At 58.6% G+C, this 17,002-nt stretch carries 16 protein-coding genes; 4 read left to right on the forward strand and 12 right to left on the reverse strand.

What is annotated here, in order from left to right:
- Positions 1-4: 4 nt before the first annotated feature.
- From ACIPZE_RS18145 to ACIPZE_RS18180, 8 genes are all read right to left on the reverse strand, one after another.
- On the reverse strand, positions 5-2,023 hold the full coding sequence (locus ACIPZE_RS18145) for a MacB family efflux pump subunit (protein ID WP_400774354.1): 2,019 nt from the start codon (positions 2,021-2,023) through the stop codon (positions 5-7).
- A complete protein-coding gene (locus tag ACIPZE_RS18150) occupies positions 2,020-3,180 on the reverse strand; it encodes an efflux RND transporter periplasmic adaptor subunit (protein ID WP_283439157.1) in 1,161 nt (386 codons plus the stop codon). Before ACIPZE_RS18150 ends, ACIPZE_RS18145 begins: the two co-directional genes overlap by 4 nt.
- Before the next feature lie 190 nt (positions 3,181-3,370).
- The gene (gene flgE / locus ACIPZE_RS18155; RefSeq protein WP_283439158.1) at positions 3,371-4,687 is read right to left on the reverse strand and encodes a flagellar hook protein FlgE; all 1,317 of its coding nucleotides are present in this window, start codon (positions 4,685-4,687) and stop codon (positions 3,371-3,373) included.
- Between the two features lie 30 nt (positions 4,688-4,717).
- Positions 4,718-5,446 (reverse strand): flagellar hook assembly protein FlgD, encoded by a 729-nt coding sequence (flgD, locus tag ACIPZE_RS18160; RefSeq protein WP_283439159.1) that lies wholly within the window; start codon positions 5,444-5,446, stop codon positions 4,718-4,720.
- A gap of 15 nt (positions 5,447-5,461) precedes the next feature.
- Positions 5,462-5,905, reverse strand: coding sequence for a flagellar basal body rod protein FlgC (flgC, locus tag ACIPZE_RS18165; protein WP_003227217.1), 444 nt, complete (start codon positions 5,903-5,905; stop codon positions 5,462-5,464).
- Positions 5,906-5,908: 3 nt separating this feature from the next.
- Positions 5,909-6,316 (reverse strand): flagellar basal body rod protein FlgB, encoded by a 408-nt coding sequence (flgB, locus tag ACIPZE_RS18170; protein ID WP_129395100.1) that lies wholly within the window; start codon positions 6,314-6,316, stop codon positions 5,909-5,911.
- A gap of 357 nt (positions 6,317-6,673) precedes the next feature.
- Positions 6,674-7,501 carry a protein-glutamate O-methyltransferase CheR gene (gene cheR / locus ACIPZE_RS18175; RefSeq protein WP_129395101.1) on the reverse strand — a complete coding sequence of 276 codons (828 nt, stop codon included), beginning with the start codon at positions 7,499-7,501 and terminating at the stop codon, positions 6,674-6,676.
- 46 nt (positions 7,502-7,547) lie between these two features.
- Positions 7,548-8,480, reverse strand: coding sequence for a chemotaxis protein CheV (locus tag ACIPZE_RS18180; RefSeq protein ID WP_129395102.1), 933 nt, complete (start codon positions 8,478-8,480; stop codon positions 7,548-7,550).
- An 82-nt stretch (positions 8,481-8,562) separates the two neighbouring features.
- On the opposite strand from ACIPZE_RS18180, the gene flgA reads away from it, so the two are divergent.
- The 4 genes from flgA to ACIPZE_RS18200 all read left to right on the forward strand — a co-directional run bounded on the left by flgA (position 8,563) and on the right by ACIPZE_RS18200 (position 11,151).
- A complete protein-coding gene (flgA, locus tag ACIPZE_RS18185) occupies positions 8,563-9,324 on the forward strand; it encodes a flagellar basal body P-ring formation chaperone FlgA (RefSeq protein ID WP_129395103.1) in 762 nt (253 codons plus the stop codon).
- A gap of 149 nt (positions 9,325-9,473) precedes the next feature.
- Positions 9,474-9,800, forward strand: a complete 327-nt coding sequence (flgM, locus tag ACIPZE_RS18190) for a flagellar biosynthesis anti-sigma factor FlgM (RefSeq protein ID WP_007960324.1) — start codon at positions 9,474-9,476, stop codon at positions 9,798-9,800.
- A 48-nt stretch (positions 9,801-9,848) separates the two neighbouring features.
- A complete protein-coding gene (locus tag ACIPZE_RS18195; RefSeq protein ID WP_127929418.1) occupies positions 9,849-10,316 on the forward strand; it encodes a flagella synthesis protein FlgN in 468 nt (155 codons plus the stop codon).
- An 88-nt stretch (positions 10,317-10,404) separates the two neighbouring features.
- Entirely contained in the window at positions 10,405-11,151 is a 747-nt protein-coding gene (locus ACIPZE_RS18200) for a flagellar brake protein (RefSeq protein ID WP_129395104.1), read from the forward strand.
- Positions 11,152-11,311: 160 nt separating this feature from the next.
- Here the strand turns inward: ACIPZE_RS18200 and ACIPZE_RS18205 are convergent, their stop codons facing one another.
- The 4 genes from ACIPZE_RS18205 to ACIPZE_RS18220 all read right to left on the reverse strand — a co-directional run bounded on the left by ACIPZE_RS18205 (position 11,312) and on the right by ACIPZE_RS18220 (position 16,615).
- Positions 11,312-12,700 (reverse strand): MFS transporter, encoded by a 1,389-nt coding sequence (locus ACIPZE_RS18205; protein ID WP_400774359.1) that lies wholly within the window; start codon positions 12,698-12,700, stop codon positions 11,312-11,314.
- Positions 12,701-12,769: 69 nt separating this feature from the next.
- Positions 12,770-14,011 (reverse strand): glutamine synthetase family protein, encoded by a 1,242-nt coding sequence (locus ACIPZE_RS18210; RefSeq protein ID WP_283439483.1) that lies wholly within the window; start codon positions 14,009-14,011, stop codon positions 12,770-12,772.
- A gap of 310 nt (positions 14,012-14,321) precedes the next feature.
- Positions 14,322-15,014 carry a sensor histidine kinase KdpD gene (locus ACIPZE_RS18215; protein ID WP_283439161.1) on the reverse strand — a complete coding sequence of 231 codons (693 nt, stop codon included), beginning with the start codon at positions 15,012-15,014 and terminating at the stop codon, positions 14,322-14,324.
- Positions 15,011-16,615, reverse strand: coding sequence for a tetratricopeptide repeat-containing response regulator (locus ACIPZE_RS18220; protein ID WP_283439162.1), 1,605 nt, complete (start codon positions 16,613-16,615; stop codon positions 15,011-15,013). The genes ACIPZE_RS18215 and ACIPZE_RS18220 overlap by 4 nt, the downstream gene beginning before the upstream one ends.
- Positions 16,616-17,002 lie beyond the last annotated feature (387 nt).

The following is a 17,002-nucleotide window of genomic DNA, read 5'->3' on the forward strand; positions in this document are numbered from 1 at the left end:
TACTTCATTCTCGGGACAACGCCTGAATGGGATCAAGCCGGGCGGCATTGCGCGCCGGGATATAACCGAACAACACGCCGACCAGCAGCGAACACAAACACGCTGAAATCATGGCCAAAGCCGTGAACTCCATAACGATTGTCTGCACGAAGTAGCCGAACACCTGGCTGATCAACAACGAAAGCAGGATGCCCAACAGCCCCCCCAGCAGACAGACCAGCACAGCCTCGATCAAAAACTGCTGCAGGATGTCCGCGCGCCGCGCGCCGACGGCCATGCGGATGCCAATCTCACGGGTGCGCTCGGTAACCGATACCAGCATGATATTCATCACCCCGATACCACCGACCAAGAGTGAAATGAACGCCACGGCAGAGATCAGCAGCGTCAGGGTGTCCGTGGTTTTCTGTACGATTTTCAGGATGCTGTCGCTGGAACTGAGGAAAAAATCGGCGCGCCCATGACGTGCCACCAACAATGTTTGCAGCGCTTGCTCTGCAGCAGGACTGGCAACCTGCTCCTTGAGCCGAACCTTGATCGAATTGAAATGGCTCTGCCCCAACAAGCGCCCCATCACCGTTGTATAAGGCAAATAGACTTGCAGGCTCGGCCCTGAAAAACCGTCATCGCGACTTTCCATGACCCCCACCACCGTACAAGGCAGGCCGCCAACCAGGATGACTTTGCCCAGCGGTTGCTCCCAGTCCTTGAACAGCCGTTGTCGTGTGTTGTGGTCAATGATCAGTGTCTGAGCGCGGCGCACCACATCGCTTGCATTGAACATCGCGCCCTGGGTCACGCGAATGCCCATCACCTGAAAGTAATCCTGGCTGACACCATTGACCGTGGCACTGACATGCAGATTGCGGTAACGAATCGTCCGGCTGCCATCCACCATCGCAGAAACGCTGTCTACCCAGAGCTGCGCCTGGATGATCCGCAAGTCCACGGGTTGCAATGTCCGGATTGAAGCTGCCTGCTCATCTCCCCAATCCTTGCCCGGATAAACATCAATGGTATTGGTGCCCATCGCGCTGATATCACGCAGCACCCGGGTCTGTGCGCCCTGTCCCAGCGCTACCACCGAAACCACCGAGGCAATACCGATGACGATCCCCAGCATGGTCAGCAATGTGCGCATGCGATGGCTGCGCAGAGATATCCAGGCCATCTTGAAGGCCTCGCTGAAGCGGCGCCAATGCACCGCCGTCGCGTCGCGTTCCTGAGTGTGCGGGATGTCGCCTGGCTCGGTGACCGGCGCCGCAAGCACCTTGCGGTCGGCATTCAAACGATCACCGACGATTTCGCCGTCATGTATCTCGATGATGCGGTCTGCGTACTGCGCCACCTGCGAGTCATGGGTCACGATAATGACCGTGTGACCGCTGCGATGCAGCTCACGCAGGATCGCCATCACCTCCTCGCCACTGCGAGAGTCCAGCGAGCCGGTGGGCTCGTCGGCCAGAACAACCGCACCGCCATTGATCAGGGCACGGGCAATGCTGACCCGTTGCTGCTGCCCACCGGAAAGTTGCGCTGGCCGATGCAGCATGCGCTGACCCAGACCGAGACGTTGCAGCAGCTCCCTGGCCTTTTGCTGATGCTCGGTAAACGGCTGATCGGCGTAAATGGCCGGCACCTGAACATTGGCTTCCGCACTCAGATGCGACAGCAAATGAAAGCGCTGAAAAATGAATCCGAAATGCTCACGACGCAGCGTCGCCAGCTCATCGCTACTCATTCCGGCCATGTCGGCACCGCTGATGCTGTAGCGGCCAGCAGAGGGACGATCCAGGCATCCGAGGATGTTCATCAGACTGGATTTTCCAGAGCCCGACGGCCCGACAATCGCCACCATTTCACCGGCGGCGATGGTCAGGTTCACGTCACGCAGCACATGAGTCCGTGCCTCACCCTCGGCGAACCAACGCTGCACGCCTTCAAGAGCCAACAACGGCGTGACCGGCAGCTCGTCTTTCACGGGGTCTGGCGTCCAGCCGTGAAGATTATCGGCGCTGCTCATCGAGGCTCAGGCTCTTCGCCGATAACGACTTCGTCATTTTCCTTGAGCCCGTCCAGCACCTGAACGTTAAGGTCATTTCGCAACCCGGTTGTCACCAGCACCGTCTGCGGCTGACCATCCACCAGTCGGCGCACTTCGTAGCGACCGTCAGCGGCACGCTTGCCCAGCGCAGCCACCGAGACCGTTGTGGCTTTGGCCACCGAGTCGAGCAGAACGCTGACCTGCGCCGTCATCGAGGTGCGCAACGAACGATCGTCATTGGGTACGTCAAACAGTGCGTTGTAATACACCGCCGCATCGGCGCCGCCGGCAGTCGAGCCACCGCCACCCTGCATTTGATCCTGCCGGGCAATGGACTCGGGGGCCGGCTCTACCGCCCGTATATGACTGGTAAAACGCCGGTCCGGATCACCCAGAATATTGAAGGACACGGCCTGGCCCGCCTTGACCCGAACCACGTCAGCTTCCGAAATTCGCGCTTCGACCGTCATCCGGTCCAGACGGGCAAGTATCAGCAATGTCGGGACACTCTGTGCGGAAACGACGGTCTGGCCCTGTCTGGTCACCACGGCAATGACCTCGCCGTCCATCGGCGCACTGATCCGCGTATATCCGAGGTTGACTTCGGCGATCCTGATTTCTATCTCCGCCTGGGAAATCTGCGCGGCCAGGGATGCCAGTTCGGCGCGCGAGCTTTGCAACTGCGCCTCGGCAATTTCCAGATCGGCCCGCGATCCGGCTTCACTGGCAACCAGGCTTTGCTTGCGACGAAAATCAAGTTCGTACTGGCGGATCATCGCCTGCCGGGCTTTGTATTGCGCGCGGACACTGAGCAACGCAGCACGGGATTTGAGCAATTCATTCTGTGGCAGCAACGGGTCGATTTCAGCCAACAGCTGACCCTGGCGCACCGTATCACCCAACCCGGCTTTCAGACTCTGGAGTTGCCCATTGACCTGCGCGCCGACGCTGACTTGCTGGAAGGGCTTGACCGTACCACTGGCCAATACGGTCTCTTCAAGATCTTCAACGTTGACGGTCGCTGTCAGGAATTTTTTTGGAGGGGTGCCCAAGCCCTGGCCCCATACAAACCAGACCAGCAAGGCAATAACGGGCAGCGTCCCGAACGCGATTCGGGAGCGAGAGAAAAAAGCCATGAAGTAATCGTTACATCCCTGTCAGTGGTTGGGCGAACCGCTCATTGGCGCCCGGGTACAGCGTGAGCAGGCCTGTGAATACGCCCGCGCAAATGCGAATGCCGCGGACGAGTAGCCCCGGCGCGCGCATTAAACAAGAAAGCCCCTCAAAGAGGGGCTTTCCGTTACAGCTTTTTACAAAGCATCGATATCAGGTCATCTGAATGATGGTCTGCATGATGGTGCTCTGAGTCGAGATGGTTTTCGCGTTCGCCTGATAGTTGCTCTGGCCCTTGATCAGGTCCACCAGCTCATTGGTCAGGTTAACGTTGGACTCTTCCAGCGAGTTGGACTGGATGGAACCCAGAGTGCCGGTTTCCGGAGAGTCATAACCCGGAATACCCGAAGCGAATGTTTCCTTCCAGCTGGTGCCGCCGATCGCTTGCAGGCCTTGTTCGTTGGTGAAGCTGGCCAGCGCAACCTGGCCGATGGCCTTGTTCTGGTTATTGCTGAAGTTGGCAAACAGGGTACCGGTGCCGTCGATGGTCAGGTTGGTGATCTGGCCAGTGGCATAGCCATCCTGAGTCGGGATCGAGCGCGCGGTGTCGGCGTTGTACTGAGTGGTACTGGCCATCGAAATGGTTATACCGGCCGGGTTAGCAGCTGCACCGTTAGCCTTGAAGGTACCGTTGACCACGTTACCTGGCACCCAGCCAGTGATTTTCAGGTCACTGCTGATCACCGGCCCCGGCAGAGTGCTGACCTGAGTCAGCTTGCCCGCGGAGTCAAAGCTCATGGTCGAAGCGACTGGCGCGGTGGTTTTCGGATCGCTACCGGTAGCGTCCGGGTTACGGCCGTCTACCAGGGTGTAGACCTTCCAAGTGTTGGCACCGGTCTTGACCACGTACTGATCCATCGGGTGCATGTTGCCCTGACTGTCATAGATAGGCGTGCTGAACGACTTGGTGTAGGTCGCGAGGTTGGTCGGGTCGAATTTGCCGGCCGCCACTGTGTCGTCGATCACCGGAGCGGTCGAGTTCAGGTTGATAGTCGACGTCACCAGCGAGGTGGACTTCGGCGCCAGGTTCGAGGTGTCGATCTTCAGGTCGGTCAGTACGCCGTTGATGATCTTGCCGTTGGCATCCACACCATAACCTTGCAGGCGCGAGGTGTAGTCGGTGTTGGTGATGAACCCCTTGTCGTCGACCTTGAACGTCCCGGCACGGGTATAGGAAATCGAGCCGTTGTTGCTCATGGTGAAGAAGCCCGAACCGTTGATGCCCATGTCCAGCACGTTACCGGTGTTGTTGATGTCACCCTGGGTGAACTGCTGGGAAACGTTGGCCAGGCGCACGCCGTTGCCGATCACTTTGCTGCCACTGCCCAGACGAGTCGCCGAGTAAACGTCTTCGAATTCTGCGCGCGAGGATTTGAAACCGGTGGTCGCGACGTTGGCGATGTTGTTGCCGGTCACGTCCAGTTGTTTGTTGGCTGCATAGAGACCGCTAAGGCCGATATTGAAAGACATATTCCACTCCTTTGTGCCGGTTAGTCGGCTCTATATACCAATGGTTTGTACTTTGGACAGGGCAACGGTGCCCTTGCCGGACAGGTTGAGCATCAGCTCGCCACCGGTCTGGCTGATCGTCACGCTGTTGACGGTCGCTGGCAGGTAAGTCGCCAGATCTGTCGCGGCGCCGTTGATCGGTGCGTTGGCCTTGAAGGTGTAAGTACCGACAGGGACCAGATTGCCGGACGCATCTTTGCCGTCCCAGGTGAAGCTGGCATTGCCGGCAGCGCGGCTGCCCAGGTCAATGGTGCGCACGGTAGCGCCGCTGCTGTCGGTGATGGTCACCGTGCCGCCGGCAATCGACGTAGGCACTGTCGCCGAACCGGTCAGGCCTTTGCTTGGGTCATCGAGCTGGGCAGTGTTGGTTTGCACGATCACATTGCGGCCAACCAGCGACGAGGCCTGCAACGCCTGCGAGGAGTTGTAGTTACCGGCCAGCGAGCTGACGGTGCTGTTAAGCGTGGTGATGCCTTCCAGGCTGCTGAACTGCGCCAATTGGGCAACGAATGCGCTGTTGTCCTGCGGATCCAGCGGGTTCTGGTTTTTCAGCTGGGTCACCAGCAGTTGCAGGAACGCATCCTTGCCCAGTGCCTGACCGCCGGTAGCACTGTTGGTCGCCGAAGCGATGCCGCCGGTGGTGCTGCTGCTGGCCGACTTCGATGAGTTGGCCAGGATGTCGTTCATGCTCAGGGAGCTGGTGGTATCGGAAACACTCATGGCAGTCGCCCCTTATTACTGACCGAGGGTCAGTACCTTCTGCATCATGGTTTTCGCGGTGTTCATCATTTCAGCGTTGGTCTGGAAAGACCGGCTCGCGGAAATCATGTCAGCCATTTCTTCCACCACGTTGACGTTCGGGTAGTAGACGTAACCTTTGGCGTCGGCTGCCGGATGGTTCGGCTCGTAACGCGCTTCGAGGTTGCTCTGGTCTTCGACCACGCCCAACACCTGTACGCCTTGACCGGCGGCGTCCTGGCTCTGGAACAGCGAGTTGCTGCCGCTGTTCTGACCGCCCTGGAACATGGTGGCGAACACCGGATGGCGGGCGCGGTAGGTCTGGTCGATGCTCGACGAAACGGTTTCGGCGTTGGCGATGTTCGAAGCCACGGTGTTCAGACGCGTGGTTTGTGCGCTCATGCCGCTGCCGGCAATGTTGAAAACGCTGGACAGGGACATGGATTACTCTCCGCGCAGGGCTGACACCAGCCCTTTGAATTTGCTGTTGAGCAGCGTGAAGCTGGCCTGGAAGCCGACGGCGTTTTCCGCGTAGTTCGACTGTTCCAGTTGGGCGTCCACGGTGTTCTGGTCGATCGACGGTTGCATCGGCGTGCGATACAGCAACGACTCGTCGCCATTGCCCACGCCTTCAGCTTCGATGTGACGGCTGTTGGTCATGTTCAGGGCGATGGTGCCGTTGGCGTTCTTCTGGGTCTGTGCTTCAAGCACTTTGGAGAAGTCCAGATCCCGAGCCTTGTAGTTCGGGGTATCGGCGTTGGCGATGTTGTTGGCCAGGACTTCGGCACGCTGGGCGCGGAAGCCCAGGGCTTTTTCGTGAATTCCGAGCGCTTTATCGAAGCTGATGCTCATGTCGGGACCTTCAGGTGACCGGTTTTTCGTAACTGAGCTTTAGCAAGCCGCGTGCCAATGCGAAAAAACCCCGTAAACCGGGGCTTTGCGAGGAGCCGGCAAAGCGGCAATGCCAGAAAAGCGGCAACCGGTTTCCGCCAAATGCCGCTTTTCTGCCGCCCCGACGACGGCCCGTCCCCTGTAGGAGCTGCCGCAGGCTCGGGCCGCGATCGGACGATCTTTTGATCCTGTTTTTGCTGCAGCGCAAGCAAGATCAAAAGATCGCAGCCTTCGGCAGCTCCTACAGAGGGGGATGTGAGAGGCATAAAAAAACGGCAGGCCTTTGCGGGCCTGCCGTTTTTTGTGTTGCCGATGCAATCATTTCGCCTGATAAATGATCCCCGGGCTGCACTGCACCATCTGGTAATGGTCCGGCAAACCGTTCAGCGCTTCGGAAGCGCCAAGGAACAGATAACCGCCCGGCTTCAACGTGCTGTGAATGCGCAACAGGATGTCTTTCTTCACTTCGGCAGAGAAGTAGATCAACACGTTACGGCAAAACACGATGTCGAACTTGCCCAGCGCTGCATAGCTGTCGAGCAGGTTGAACGAGCGGAACTCCACACGGTTCTTGATCGGCGCCTTGATCACCCAGCGACCCGGCCCTTTCGGGTCGAAGTAACGCTGCAGACGTTCCGGCGACAAACCGCGACCGATCGCCAGGCTGTCGTACTCGCCGGTCTTGCAGTTGTTGAGCATGAGGCCGGACAGATCAGTGGCAACGATCTGTACGCCCATTTTCAACTGACCGAGGTTGGTCCGCTCGAACTCGTCGATCGACATCGACAGCGAGTACGGTTCCTGGCCCGACGAGCACGCCGCCGACCAGATCCGCAGACGCTGGTTGGGGCTGGCCTTGATCGCTTCAGGCAGGACCTTGTTCTTCAAGACTTCAAACGGATAGGTGTCCCGAAACCACAAGGTTTCGTTGGTCGTCATGGCATCGACCACTTGCTCGCGCAAACCGCTGCGCGGCTGGGTCTGGATGCGCTGGACCAGCTCACCCAGGGATTTGATGCCTTGCTGCTCCATCAGTTTGTTGAGACGGCTCGAGACCAGGTACTGCTTGTTTTCACCGAGCAAAATGCCACAGGCTTTTTCCAGGAAGACCCGGAACTGTTCGAAATCCAAATTACCCGTAGACAATGATGCCGCCTCTTAAATCGTGTTGACCGCCAAGGGCAAAACGCCCTTAGCTGATATCTGCTGCTTTGATCCGGTCGACTACCCGGGATGCCAGGTCATCAGGACGGAATTTGGCCAGGAAGTCATCGGCACCGACTTTCTTGACCATCGCCTGATTGAATACCCCGGACAACGAAGTATGCAGGATGATATGAAGCTTTTGCATGCGTGGATCAGCGCGGATTTCGGCCGTCAGGGTGTACCCGTCCATCTCCGGCATCTCGATGTCGGAGATCATCATCAGGAACTCTTCTTCCGGCTTCTTGCCCTCATCGACCAGCTTGCGCAGGTAATCCAGCGCCTGCTTGCCGTCGTTCAGCGCCACCACTTCGACACCGATCGTCTGCAGGCAACGCGTGACCTGTTTGCGCGCCACCGACGAGTCATCGACCGTCAAGACCCGCAGCGACAACGCTTTGGTCTGGGTCTCGACATCGACCACGCCCACCGAAATCGCTTCCGGTGTCGGCGCAACTTCCGCCAGCACTTTCTCGACGTCGATGATTTCGACTAACTGATTGTCCACCCGAGTCACAGCGGTCAGGTAATGATCGCGACCCGTGCCCTTGGGTGGTGGATGAATCTCTTCCCAGTTCATGTTGACGATGCGCTCCACCGAGCGGACCAGGAAACCCTGGGTCTTGGTGTTGTACTCCGTGATGATCACGAACGGGTTTTTCTTGTCTTTCAACGCTCCGGAACCGGTCGCCATTGCCAGATCAAGGATCGGAATGGTTGCCCCCCGGATATTTGCCACCCCGCACACGACAGGACTGGACTTGGGCATCAACGTCAGCGACGGGCACTGCAACACTTCCCGCACCTTGAACACGTTGATTCCGTAGAGCTGCTGACCGTCGAGACGGAACAACAACAGCTCCAGGCGATTCTGCCCCACCAGTTGCGTGCGCTGGTTCACCGAATCCATTACACCAGCCATGCCCAGACTCCTACACCAACGCCAAGTGTTGTTGCGACGCACATTCATTGCTAAACGGCACGGCGCTTGCTTTTTAACTCGTATGAACGCTCAAACGACATTTTTCCGACACCTGACATCCCGCACTCGCAAAAGCCTATGCGCGATGTCTGCCGTCTGCTTCTTCTTCGCTGGCAGCCCTGCCGTTGCTGATACGGTTACCTTGCCTGACATGCTTATCGGCGTCACTCAGGGCTTTCTTGAGTTCACCGTAGAAGACTATCTGGCTACCAGTCAAACCGAAGGCCGCTACGAAATCGAGGTCAAGCAGCTCGATCCACGTATGCGCATGCCTATGTGCGACAAGGAATTGACAGCCTCGCTGGAGAGTCCGGCACGCCCCTTGGGACGGGTAACCGTCAAGGTTCGCTGTGAGGGCGCATCGCCCTGGACGGTCTTCGTGCCCGCTCAAGTCCGCCTGTTTCGCGAGATTGTGACGACCACCCGCCCGCTCAAGCGCGCCGGCATAATCGAGCCGCAGGACGTGACCTTGCGTGAACGCGACGTCAGTGTGATCAATCAAGGCTTCCTGACCTCGGTAGACGAAGCGATCGGGCAGAAATTAACCCGACCAACGGTAGCCGATCAGGTGATTACCCTGGTTCATCTGGAGCAGGCGGAAGTCGTGCGCAAAGGCGATCAGGTGGTCATTACCGCCCGCAGCGGCACGCTCGCCGTGCGCATGCCCGGTGAAGCCCTGGCCAATGGCGGTTTGAAAGAACAGATCCGGGTAAAAAACCTCAACTCGCAACGGGTCATCAAGGCGCAAGTCATCGCGCCGGGCCAAGTGGAAGTGGCGATGTAGAAAACTGGCGCTGACCACGGCTGTTCCCTAAACTGTGCCGCAGCAGGACACGCGTCGGCGCATGCAAGGCCCATTGGTAAATGTGCCTAAAGTTTTCCAGGGGATGGCCGAAAACATGGCAAGCGTCCAAATTCCCAGAGGTTTTTAACATGGTCATCGATTTCAGCCGTTTGAACAGCTCCTCGTCACTTACGGGCAGTACACGTACCAGCAACGCCAAGGAAACCGCCGAAACCGGCACCTCCGCGCCGCTGAATACCCCGGCCGAACAGGCCAGTACCGCAAAAAGCGGGGAATCGGTACACCTCAGCAATGAGGCTCAACAGTTGCAGAAGGTCACTGACAAGCTGCGCGATCAGCCTGCTGTCGACAAAGCCCGTGTGGCCGAGTTGAAAGCTGCGATTGCCGATGGCAGCTACAAAGTCGACAGCAACCGTGTAGCCAGCAAACTGCTCAACTTCGAAGCCCAGCGCTAGGCTTTTGCCGGCGCGAGGCTTTTGGACGCTTAACACCCAAGGCCAGCCATGCACGACACTAATTTATTGCAACTGATCAACGACGACTTTGCTCCAGCTCAACAATTGCTGGAGTTGTTGCAAACCGAATCCCTCGCGTTGCACGGTCGCGACATGCCGTTGCTGGAAGAAATTCTGGCGCACAAACAGGCATTGATCATTCTGCTTGAACAGCATGGCCGCAAGCGCAGCGAAATCCTCGCCAGCCTCAACCTGCCGACCGATCGTTCAGGTCTTGAGCAACTGGCAGGCCAGTCGAGCATTGGCGATCAACTGCTCAGCCAGGGCGATGCCCTGACCGATCTGATCGCTCAATGCCAGGCTGCCAACGTCAAAAATGGCCAGTCCATTCAGATCCAGCAGGCCGCCACGGCCAATCAGCTGAAGATCCTCACCGGTGGTGAAGCGCCAGCGTTGTATAACGCCAGCGGTACTTTTGCCAAACCCGCCGTACCGCGTCCGCTCAGCCAGGCATGAGTCGTTGATGCGCCAGCTCTATCAACCCGCGAAACATGCTGGCAAAATGCTGGCTAGTCGTCATATTTTGTCTGGAGATTGATAAACCGTGTCCAACGCCCTCAGCGCGGATGATGCTCCGCAGCCCCCTAAGGTGCTCACCACGCCACTGGAAATCTCCAGCAACCTGCGTCAGCTGCAAGACAGCCATGATCCGCTGATCATCACGTTCCACGAACGCAGCCAGCGTTTTCAGAGCTACCTGATCAAAGTCGACCGCGACAGCGCAACGATCGCCCTCGACGAAATGATCCCGCGCGATGGCGAGCGTTTCCTGCTGGCCGGCGAGCCGTTCAAGGTTGAAGGTTTTCACGAAGGCGTGCGTATCGCCTGGGATTGCACCGGCACGCTGAACATCGAAGAGTCCGACGGCGACCGTTTCTATACCGGTGACTTGCCGACCGAGGTGGTTTACCACCAGCGCCGCAACGCCTTCCGCGCGGCGCTGAAACTCACCGATCTGGTCAGCGTTGAACTGGGTGGCGAAAAGCTCAAGGCGCCGATCAACGGCAAACTGCTGGATATCTCCGCAACCGGCTGCAAGCTACGGTTCGAAGGCGACATCACTGACCGCCTGCAACTGGGCCAGGTCTACGACCGCCTGATCGCCCCGCCGCTGTTCGGCAATCAGCCGACCGCCGTCGAACTGCGTTACCTGCACTTCGAAGAAAAACTCAACATCACCTTCGCCGGCCTGCGCTTCCACAACATCAGTGGCCCGGCCGCACGCAACGTTGAACGCTTCGTTTATCAGTTGCAGCGTGAAGCACGGCGCTTCGATAAAGACGATATGTGATTTGTTTGCGTAAACAAGAAGGGGCAGTCCTTGGCGGGACTGCCCTTTTTTGTGCCTGCGGAAAAACTCTAGGCAGGAGATCCTTGTGGCGAGGGAGCTTGCTCTCGCTGGGGAGTGAAGCGCCCCTTGCCACAGTTGAAGCATCGTTTGAACTATGGCGTCAGGGCCGCGCACCGCTGATGTCCGGCGGCGTTTTATCGCTGCCGTCTTCCGGTTCAGACACTACCGCTGGATCAGGCTGAACTTCAGGCCCTGGATCAGGTTGCGGTTCTGACTCAGGCGCCACGGTATTCTGCATCTGCTCCTGCACCACGTGCTCGTCGACCCTCGGGTCAAGGGCGGCCACCAACGGCGAACTGGACATGCTGTCGGGCATCGCCACGTGATGCAGCGGTGCGTCATCGACCTGATGCAGATTGGTCACGGCTTTCGGACGGATCCGCCACACCAGCACCAGCGCGAAGAAGCTGAAGAACGCATACAGGCTCTGGCTGCCAAACAGCTTCATCAGCACACCGGCGAGCAGCGGCCCGATGCTCGCGCCGACACCGTAAGTCACCAATAGCATCGCCGTCAGCGACACTCGACGATCACCTTCGACGTGGTCATTGGAGAACGCCACCGCCAGCGGGTACAGACAGAACTGCACCAGCGAACACATGAACCCGACGACGAACAAAACCTCCAGCGGCACCTGCGGCAGGATTGCCAGCGGCAACGCTGCCACCGCAAGAAACCCGGCAAAGCAGCGGATCAGCAACGCCCGGTCGTAGCGGTCGGATAACCAGCCCAGCGGCCACTGCACCAGCAATCCGGCAAAAATGCAGCTACCCATGAACAGACCGACCTGCTCGGTCGACAGGCCCTGCTGAGACGCATACAGCGGTGCCAGACCGTAGAACGAGCCGATGATCAAACCGGCACCGAGCACCGTACTTAACGACTGCGGCACGCGCTTGATAAAAAAGCGCGGCTCCATCGGTGCAGGGTGCAGCGGCGCCGGGTGAATGCGTCGGGTCAAGGCTACCGGCACCAGACACAGCGCAAAGCACAGGGCCACCAGCATCAGCAGTTCCAGACCGAGGCCCGGGTGCATCACCAGAATCAACTGACCCAGCACCAGACCAAGATACGAAGCAATCATGTAGCCGCTGAACACCAGGCCGCGCTGATTGGCCTCGGCCTGCTCGTTAAGCCAGCTCTCGATCACCATGTATTGGCACATCATGCCCAGGCCGACGATGGTCCGCAGCACCAGCCACGCCGGCAGCCAATCGACCAAGCCATGGCCAAGCACCGCCGCGCCGACAATCCCGGCACACGCCGAGTACGCACGGATATGCCCGACGCGCGCGATCAGCCGGTGGCCGATCTTGCCGCCCAGCACCAGGCCGAAATAGTTGCAGGCCATCAACGCACCGACCCACAGCCCATCGACATGGTCAGCGGCCAGGCGCAATGCCAGATAAGTAGATAAAAGGCCCGAGCCGATCAACATCATCAGCGAGGCGAAATACAGCGCTCGAAAGGATTTCCAGATTTGGCGCATCGGCGTTCCGAGCGGCTCCTTGCAGTGAATATCGGGCTTTCAAAACGATAGCCCGATGGCGACAATTCGTCAGGCCTGGGCTGCTAGAACACGCCGTTCCCAGGGAGTGATTTCATCAAAGAAGCTGGTCAACTCCATGGTCTTCGAAGCGATGTAGCCTTCGATGAACTCCTGTCCGAACAGTTCCCTCGCCAACTGGCTACGTTTCAGACGTTCGAGGGCGGCATGCAAGGTACATGGCAGCGAAAGGTTGTCCGGCACTTCGAACTCGCCCTGAATGGCTGCCGTCGGCTCAAGCTCATGCTCGATACCATGCAAACCCGCGGCCAGACTGGCGGCGATCGCCAGGTACGGATTGGCGTCCGCGCCCGGCAAGCGGTTTTCGACCCGACGGGCGACCGGCGAACTGGCGGGAATACGCAAGCCAGCGGCGCGATTGTCATGGGACCAGCACGCATTGTTCGGTGAAGCGTAGGGATGGCACAGACGCTGATAGGAGTTCACGTTGGGCGCAAACAGTGCGGTGAACTCCGCCATGCCAGCCTGCTGACCACCGATGAAGTGACGGAACATCGCGGTCGGCTGGCCATTTTCGTCGCTGAAGACATTCTTGCCGCTGTCGCTGGCAACGATGCTCTGGTGAATGTGCATCGAACTTCCCGGCGTGTGCGCCAAAGGCTTGGCCATGCACACCACGGTCAGGCCGTGCTTGAGCGCGACTTCCTTGAGCAGGTGCTTGAACAGGAAGGTCTGGTCGGCCAGCAGCAACGGATCACCGTGGAGCAGGTTGATCTCGAACTGGCTGACACCCATTTCGTGCATGAAGGTATCGCGCGGCAGACCGAGGGCCGCCATGCATTTGTACACTTCGCTGAAGAAGGGGCGCAGGCCGTTGTTGGAGCTGACGCTGAAGGCAGATTGGCCATCCTCGCGTCGACCGTCGAGGCCGACTGGCGGACGGAATGGTTGGGTCGGATCGGTATTCGGCGCGAAGACAAAGAATTCCAGCTCGGTCGCCACCACCGGCACCAGGCCGCGCGCGGCGTAACGGGCAATGACCTTTTTCAGCTGGCCACGGGTCGACAGATTGGAGCTTTCGCCGGTCAGCTCATCGGCATCACAAATGGCCAATGCCCGCGGCTCATCACTCCATGGCAGCGGATGAATCATGGATGGTTCGGCAACCAGTGCCAGATCACCGTCATCGCTGCCGTAAAAGCGCGCCGCCGGATAACCGCCCATGATGCATTGCAGCAGCACACCCCGCGCCATCTGCAAACGCCGCCCTTCGAGGAAACCCTCGGCGGTCATCACTTTGCCTCGCGGCACGCCGTTCAAATCCGGCGTGACACATTCAATCTCATCAATGCCCGTCAGTCGCTGAGCGAGTGAACGCTGGCCATCGGTTGTCATGACGCAATCCTTGTTATTGTGCGAGCCGCGAACGGCGACCCGTACAAAATAGGCTTCGGCTGTTCGGAATATCAAGCAGCGTCAAAACAAAAAACCCAAACTATGCGAATTCCCTCCTGTAGGAGCTGCCGAAGGCTGCGATCTTTTGATCTTTAAAACAACATCAAAAGATCGCAGCCTTCGGCAGTTCCTACACGGGGGCATGCGTTCAGGGGAGGTAGAGGCTGAACACGCCGCCGCCCAATGGGCCGCCGTTGCGGATTTCGGTGCGACCTTCAACGCCATTGCGCTGATGCAGGGCCGCGATGCGGTTGGCGAAGTACAGACCCAGTCCGGTGCTGCCGCTGCTGTGGTTGATGCCTTGCACGTAATCTGCCTGGCGCTCGAGCATCTCGGGCGGATAGCCGGCGCCGTCATCATTGATGGTCAACACCAATTGCCCGGCTTCGTCGCTGACGGTAATCAGCAGCGATTCGCGGGCATAACGAATCGCATTGTTGATGCAGTTACCGAGCACCGAGGCAATCAGTTCACGGTCGAAGAAGCCAAGCGGGCTCAGCGGGTCGACTTCATAGGTCGCGATGATGCCGCGACTGGCGAACACCTCTTGATGCGCCGCCAGTTGTGCCTCGATGAAGTCGTCCAGTTCGTGATACGCAGGTTGCAGTGGCAGCTGATTGACGCCGAGTTTGTACAGCCCGAGCAACTGCACCAGCATGCCGTTGAGGTGGGCGAACTCGAAGTCGATGACGCCCTGTTCCGAAACTTCGCGCTGCGCCTGCGGTAACCGCGCCAGCCATTGGCTGTGGGCCTGCATGAGCATGGCCAGCGAGTTCTTCATGTCGTGAACGGTGGAGGCAATCACCGTGGAAAAATCCAGTGCCTGCTTGTCGTTGCTCATTCGCCAAACGCCTTGCTTTTCAGCTTCTGATAACGCGCATGACGCGCGTCGGTGTCGGGCATCAGGCCAACCAGTTTCAGGCAGGCCCGACATTCTTCCAGCTCCGCCGACGGCACAGTGGTGTCGGTGCCGTGCAACAGCGACTGGGCCATGTTCAGCGCGATACTGATGTTCTTCGGTTGCATCTTCAGCGCCTTGCGGAAGACCTCGCGGGCCTCCACCAGATTGCCGGTCTTGTATACGCGCACGCCTTGACGGTTGAGGTCAGCAGCAGCGTTGCTGGAACTGAGGATAGTCGGGTCGTCAGTGAGCTTGGCGATGTCTTTCATCACCGCCGGATCATCACCGTAGATCTCAGCGCAACTCTTGAGCATCGAAGTGCCCGCCTCGGCCTGACCGAGCATTTGCAGTTGCTTGGCCACCAGCAGCGCCGCTTCGGGGCTCATGAACTGCTCCATGCCATCGAGGCGCATCAGTGCCTGCTCGGTGAGCTTGTCGGCGGTTTCGGCATCGTTGAGCAGCAGGCTGGTGGCCTTCATCAGGCGCGCACGAATCTGCAGACCCGGGTCGCTCGGGTTTTCCTTGGCGACGGCGCTGAGGGTGGTGTTGATCTCAAGTCGTGTGCGCGTATCGAGGCCGCGCTCGCTGCCTTTGCTGATCAACGCATGGGCCAGCCCGAGGTTGCTTTCCGGATCCTTGAAGCGCGACTGCGCGCCCTGCGCCACAGCTTGGCGATAGGCGCGCGAGGCGGTGTCGAAATCTTCGTTGGCCATCGCCAGTTTGCCCAGCAACGCCTGACGCCGCACCGCCAACGGCGAGAGACGGATCGCCTCTTCGAGCACCCGTTGCGCGCCTTTGCTGTCGCCCTCGGAAACCAGCACGTCGGCCATACCGTCGTACAACGACGGCATCATCGGGAACACCTTCAAGGCTTTTTCGTAGACGCCTTTGGCCTGCGCCACCTGGCCGCGCTTGAAGAGCAATTTGCCCAACCCGGCAAATGCCCACGGCAATGGCCGGTCGGCGATGATGCCGTCGTAGAGACGTTCCAGCGCTTCGTTCTGGTTCATGTCGCGCAGCGCATCAGCGCGGTAACGCAGGCACAAAGGCGAATAACGAATGTCCTGCTTGCACAGGGCGATGCAGGCGTTGAGCACCTCGACCGGTTTGCCGCGGTCGAGGGCTTGCAGAATCGGTTTGAGCAGCGTCTTGCGCTGTTCCAGACGCTCCAGGCGCTGGGCCAGACCGGAGCGGTTGAACGGTTTCGTCAGGTACGCGTCCGGCTCGTGTTCCAGGGCACTGAGCACCATCGCCTGGCTGGTTTCGGCCGTGACCATGACGAACACCGCTTCATGGCTGATGAGCTTTTCCAGCATCAGGTCTTCAAGCACCTGCTGGCCATTCTTCTTGCCGTCGCCGAGATGGAAATCCTGCAGGATGAAATTGTAGGATTTTTGCGCGCACATCTTCAGCGCCTGCTCGCCACTGTCGGCGGTGTCGACGTCCTTGACCCCAAGCTCCCGCAGCATCGAACGAACGGAACTGCGGAAATCCGAGAAATCATCGACGATCAGAAAACTCTTTTGGTGATACGACAGCATCGAAGATTTCCAGGCAATTGAAGTGAGGGCAATTTCAGGCGCGCAGATGATAGCTGGCGGCTAAATGCTATCAAGCGATTTCGCGCGACTTTGAAGTCACCGAGTGGGTTATCGGCCACAAGTGGCGTTCTCTGAAGGCGCAGGTTCAAGATTCCTTACAGAACATGTTGTCGGTGTCTGCACCGTAATTAACGCCGGCTATGGGCATGAAAAAGCCCCACCAAGTGATCCTGAGCGGGGCTTTATGTGTAGATGTTTTTCTTGCAGGCAAAACAAAACCCCAACTGCTTTTGCAATTGGGGTTTCGGAATTTAATCTTGACGATGACCTACTCTCACATGGGGAAACCCCACACTACCATCGGCGATGCATCGTTTCACTGCTGAG

The sequence above is a fragment of the Pseudomonas sp. NPDC089741 genome (assembly GCF_044748825.1).
Classification (GTDB): Bacteria; Pseudomonadota; Gammaproteobacteria; order Pseudomonadales; family Pseudomonadaceae; genus Aquipseudomonas; species Aquipseudomonas helmanticensis.

Bases quoted from the DNA above. Each gene is read 5' to 3' on its own strand.
- flgD (WP_283439159.1), bottom strand. From the start codon at position 5,446: ATGAGTGTTTCCGATACCACCAGCTCCCTGAGCATGAACGACATCCTG.
- ACIPZE_RS18180 (WP_129395102.1), bottom strand. From the start codon at position 8,480: ATGGCTGGTGTAATGGATTCGGTGAACCAGCGCACGCAACTGGTGGGG.
- flgC (WP_003227217.1), bottom strand. From the start codon at position 5,905: ATGTCCCTGTCCAGCGTTTTCAACATTGCCGGCAGCGGCATGAGCGCA.
- ACIPZE_RS18215 (WP_283439161.1), bottom strand. From the start codon at position 15,014: ATGAGCAACGACAAGCAGGCACTGGATTTTTCCACGGTGATTGCCTCC.
- ACIPZE_RS18145 (WP_400774354.1), bottom strand. From the start codon at position 2,023: ATGAGCAGCGCCGATAATCTTCACGGCTGGACGCCAGACCCCGTGAAA.
- flgA (WP_129395103.1), top strand. From the start codon at position 8,563: ATGAACGCTCAAACGACATTTTTCCGACACCTGACATCCCGCACTCGC.
- ACIPZE_RS18205 (WP_400774359.1), bottom strand. From the start codon at position 12,700: ATGCGCCAAATCTGGAAATCCTTTCGAGCGCTGTATTTCGCCTCGCTG.
- flgM (WP_007960324.1), top strand. From the start codon at position 9,474: ATGGTCATCGATTTCAGCCGTTTGAACAGCTCCTCGTCACTTACGGGC.
- ACIPZE_RS18210 (WP_283439483.1), bottom strand. From the start codon at position 14,011: ATGACCGCCGAGGGTTTCCTCGAAGGGCGGCGTTTGCAGATGGCGCGG.
- flgB (WP_129395100.1), bottom strand. From the start codon at position 6,316: ATGAGCATCAGCTTCGATAAAGCGCTCGGAATTCACGAAAAAGCCCTG.
- ACIPZE_RS18195 (WP_127929418.1), top strand. From the start codon at position 9,849: ATGCACGACACTAATTTATTGCAACTGATCAACGACGACTTTGCTCCA.
- flgE (WP_283439158.1), bottom strand. From the start codon at position 4,687: ATGTCTTTCAATATCGGCCTTAGCGGTCTCTATGCAGCCAACAAACAA.
- ACIPZE_RS18150 (WP_283439157.1), bottom strand. From the start codon at position 3,180: ATGGCTTTTTTCTCTCGCTCCCGAATCGCGTTCGGGACGCTGCCCGTT.
- ACIPZE_RS18220 (WP_283439162.1), bottom strand. From the start codon at position 16,615: ATGCTGTCGTATCACCAAAAGAGTTTTCTGATCGTCGATGATTTCTCG.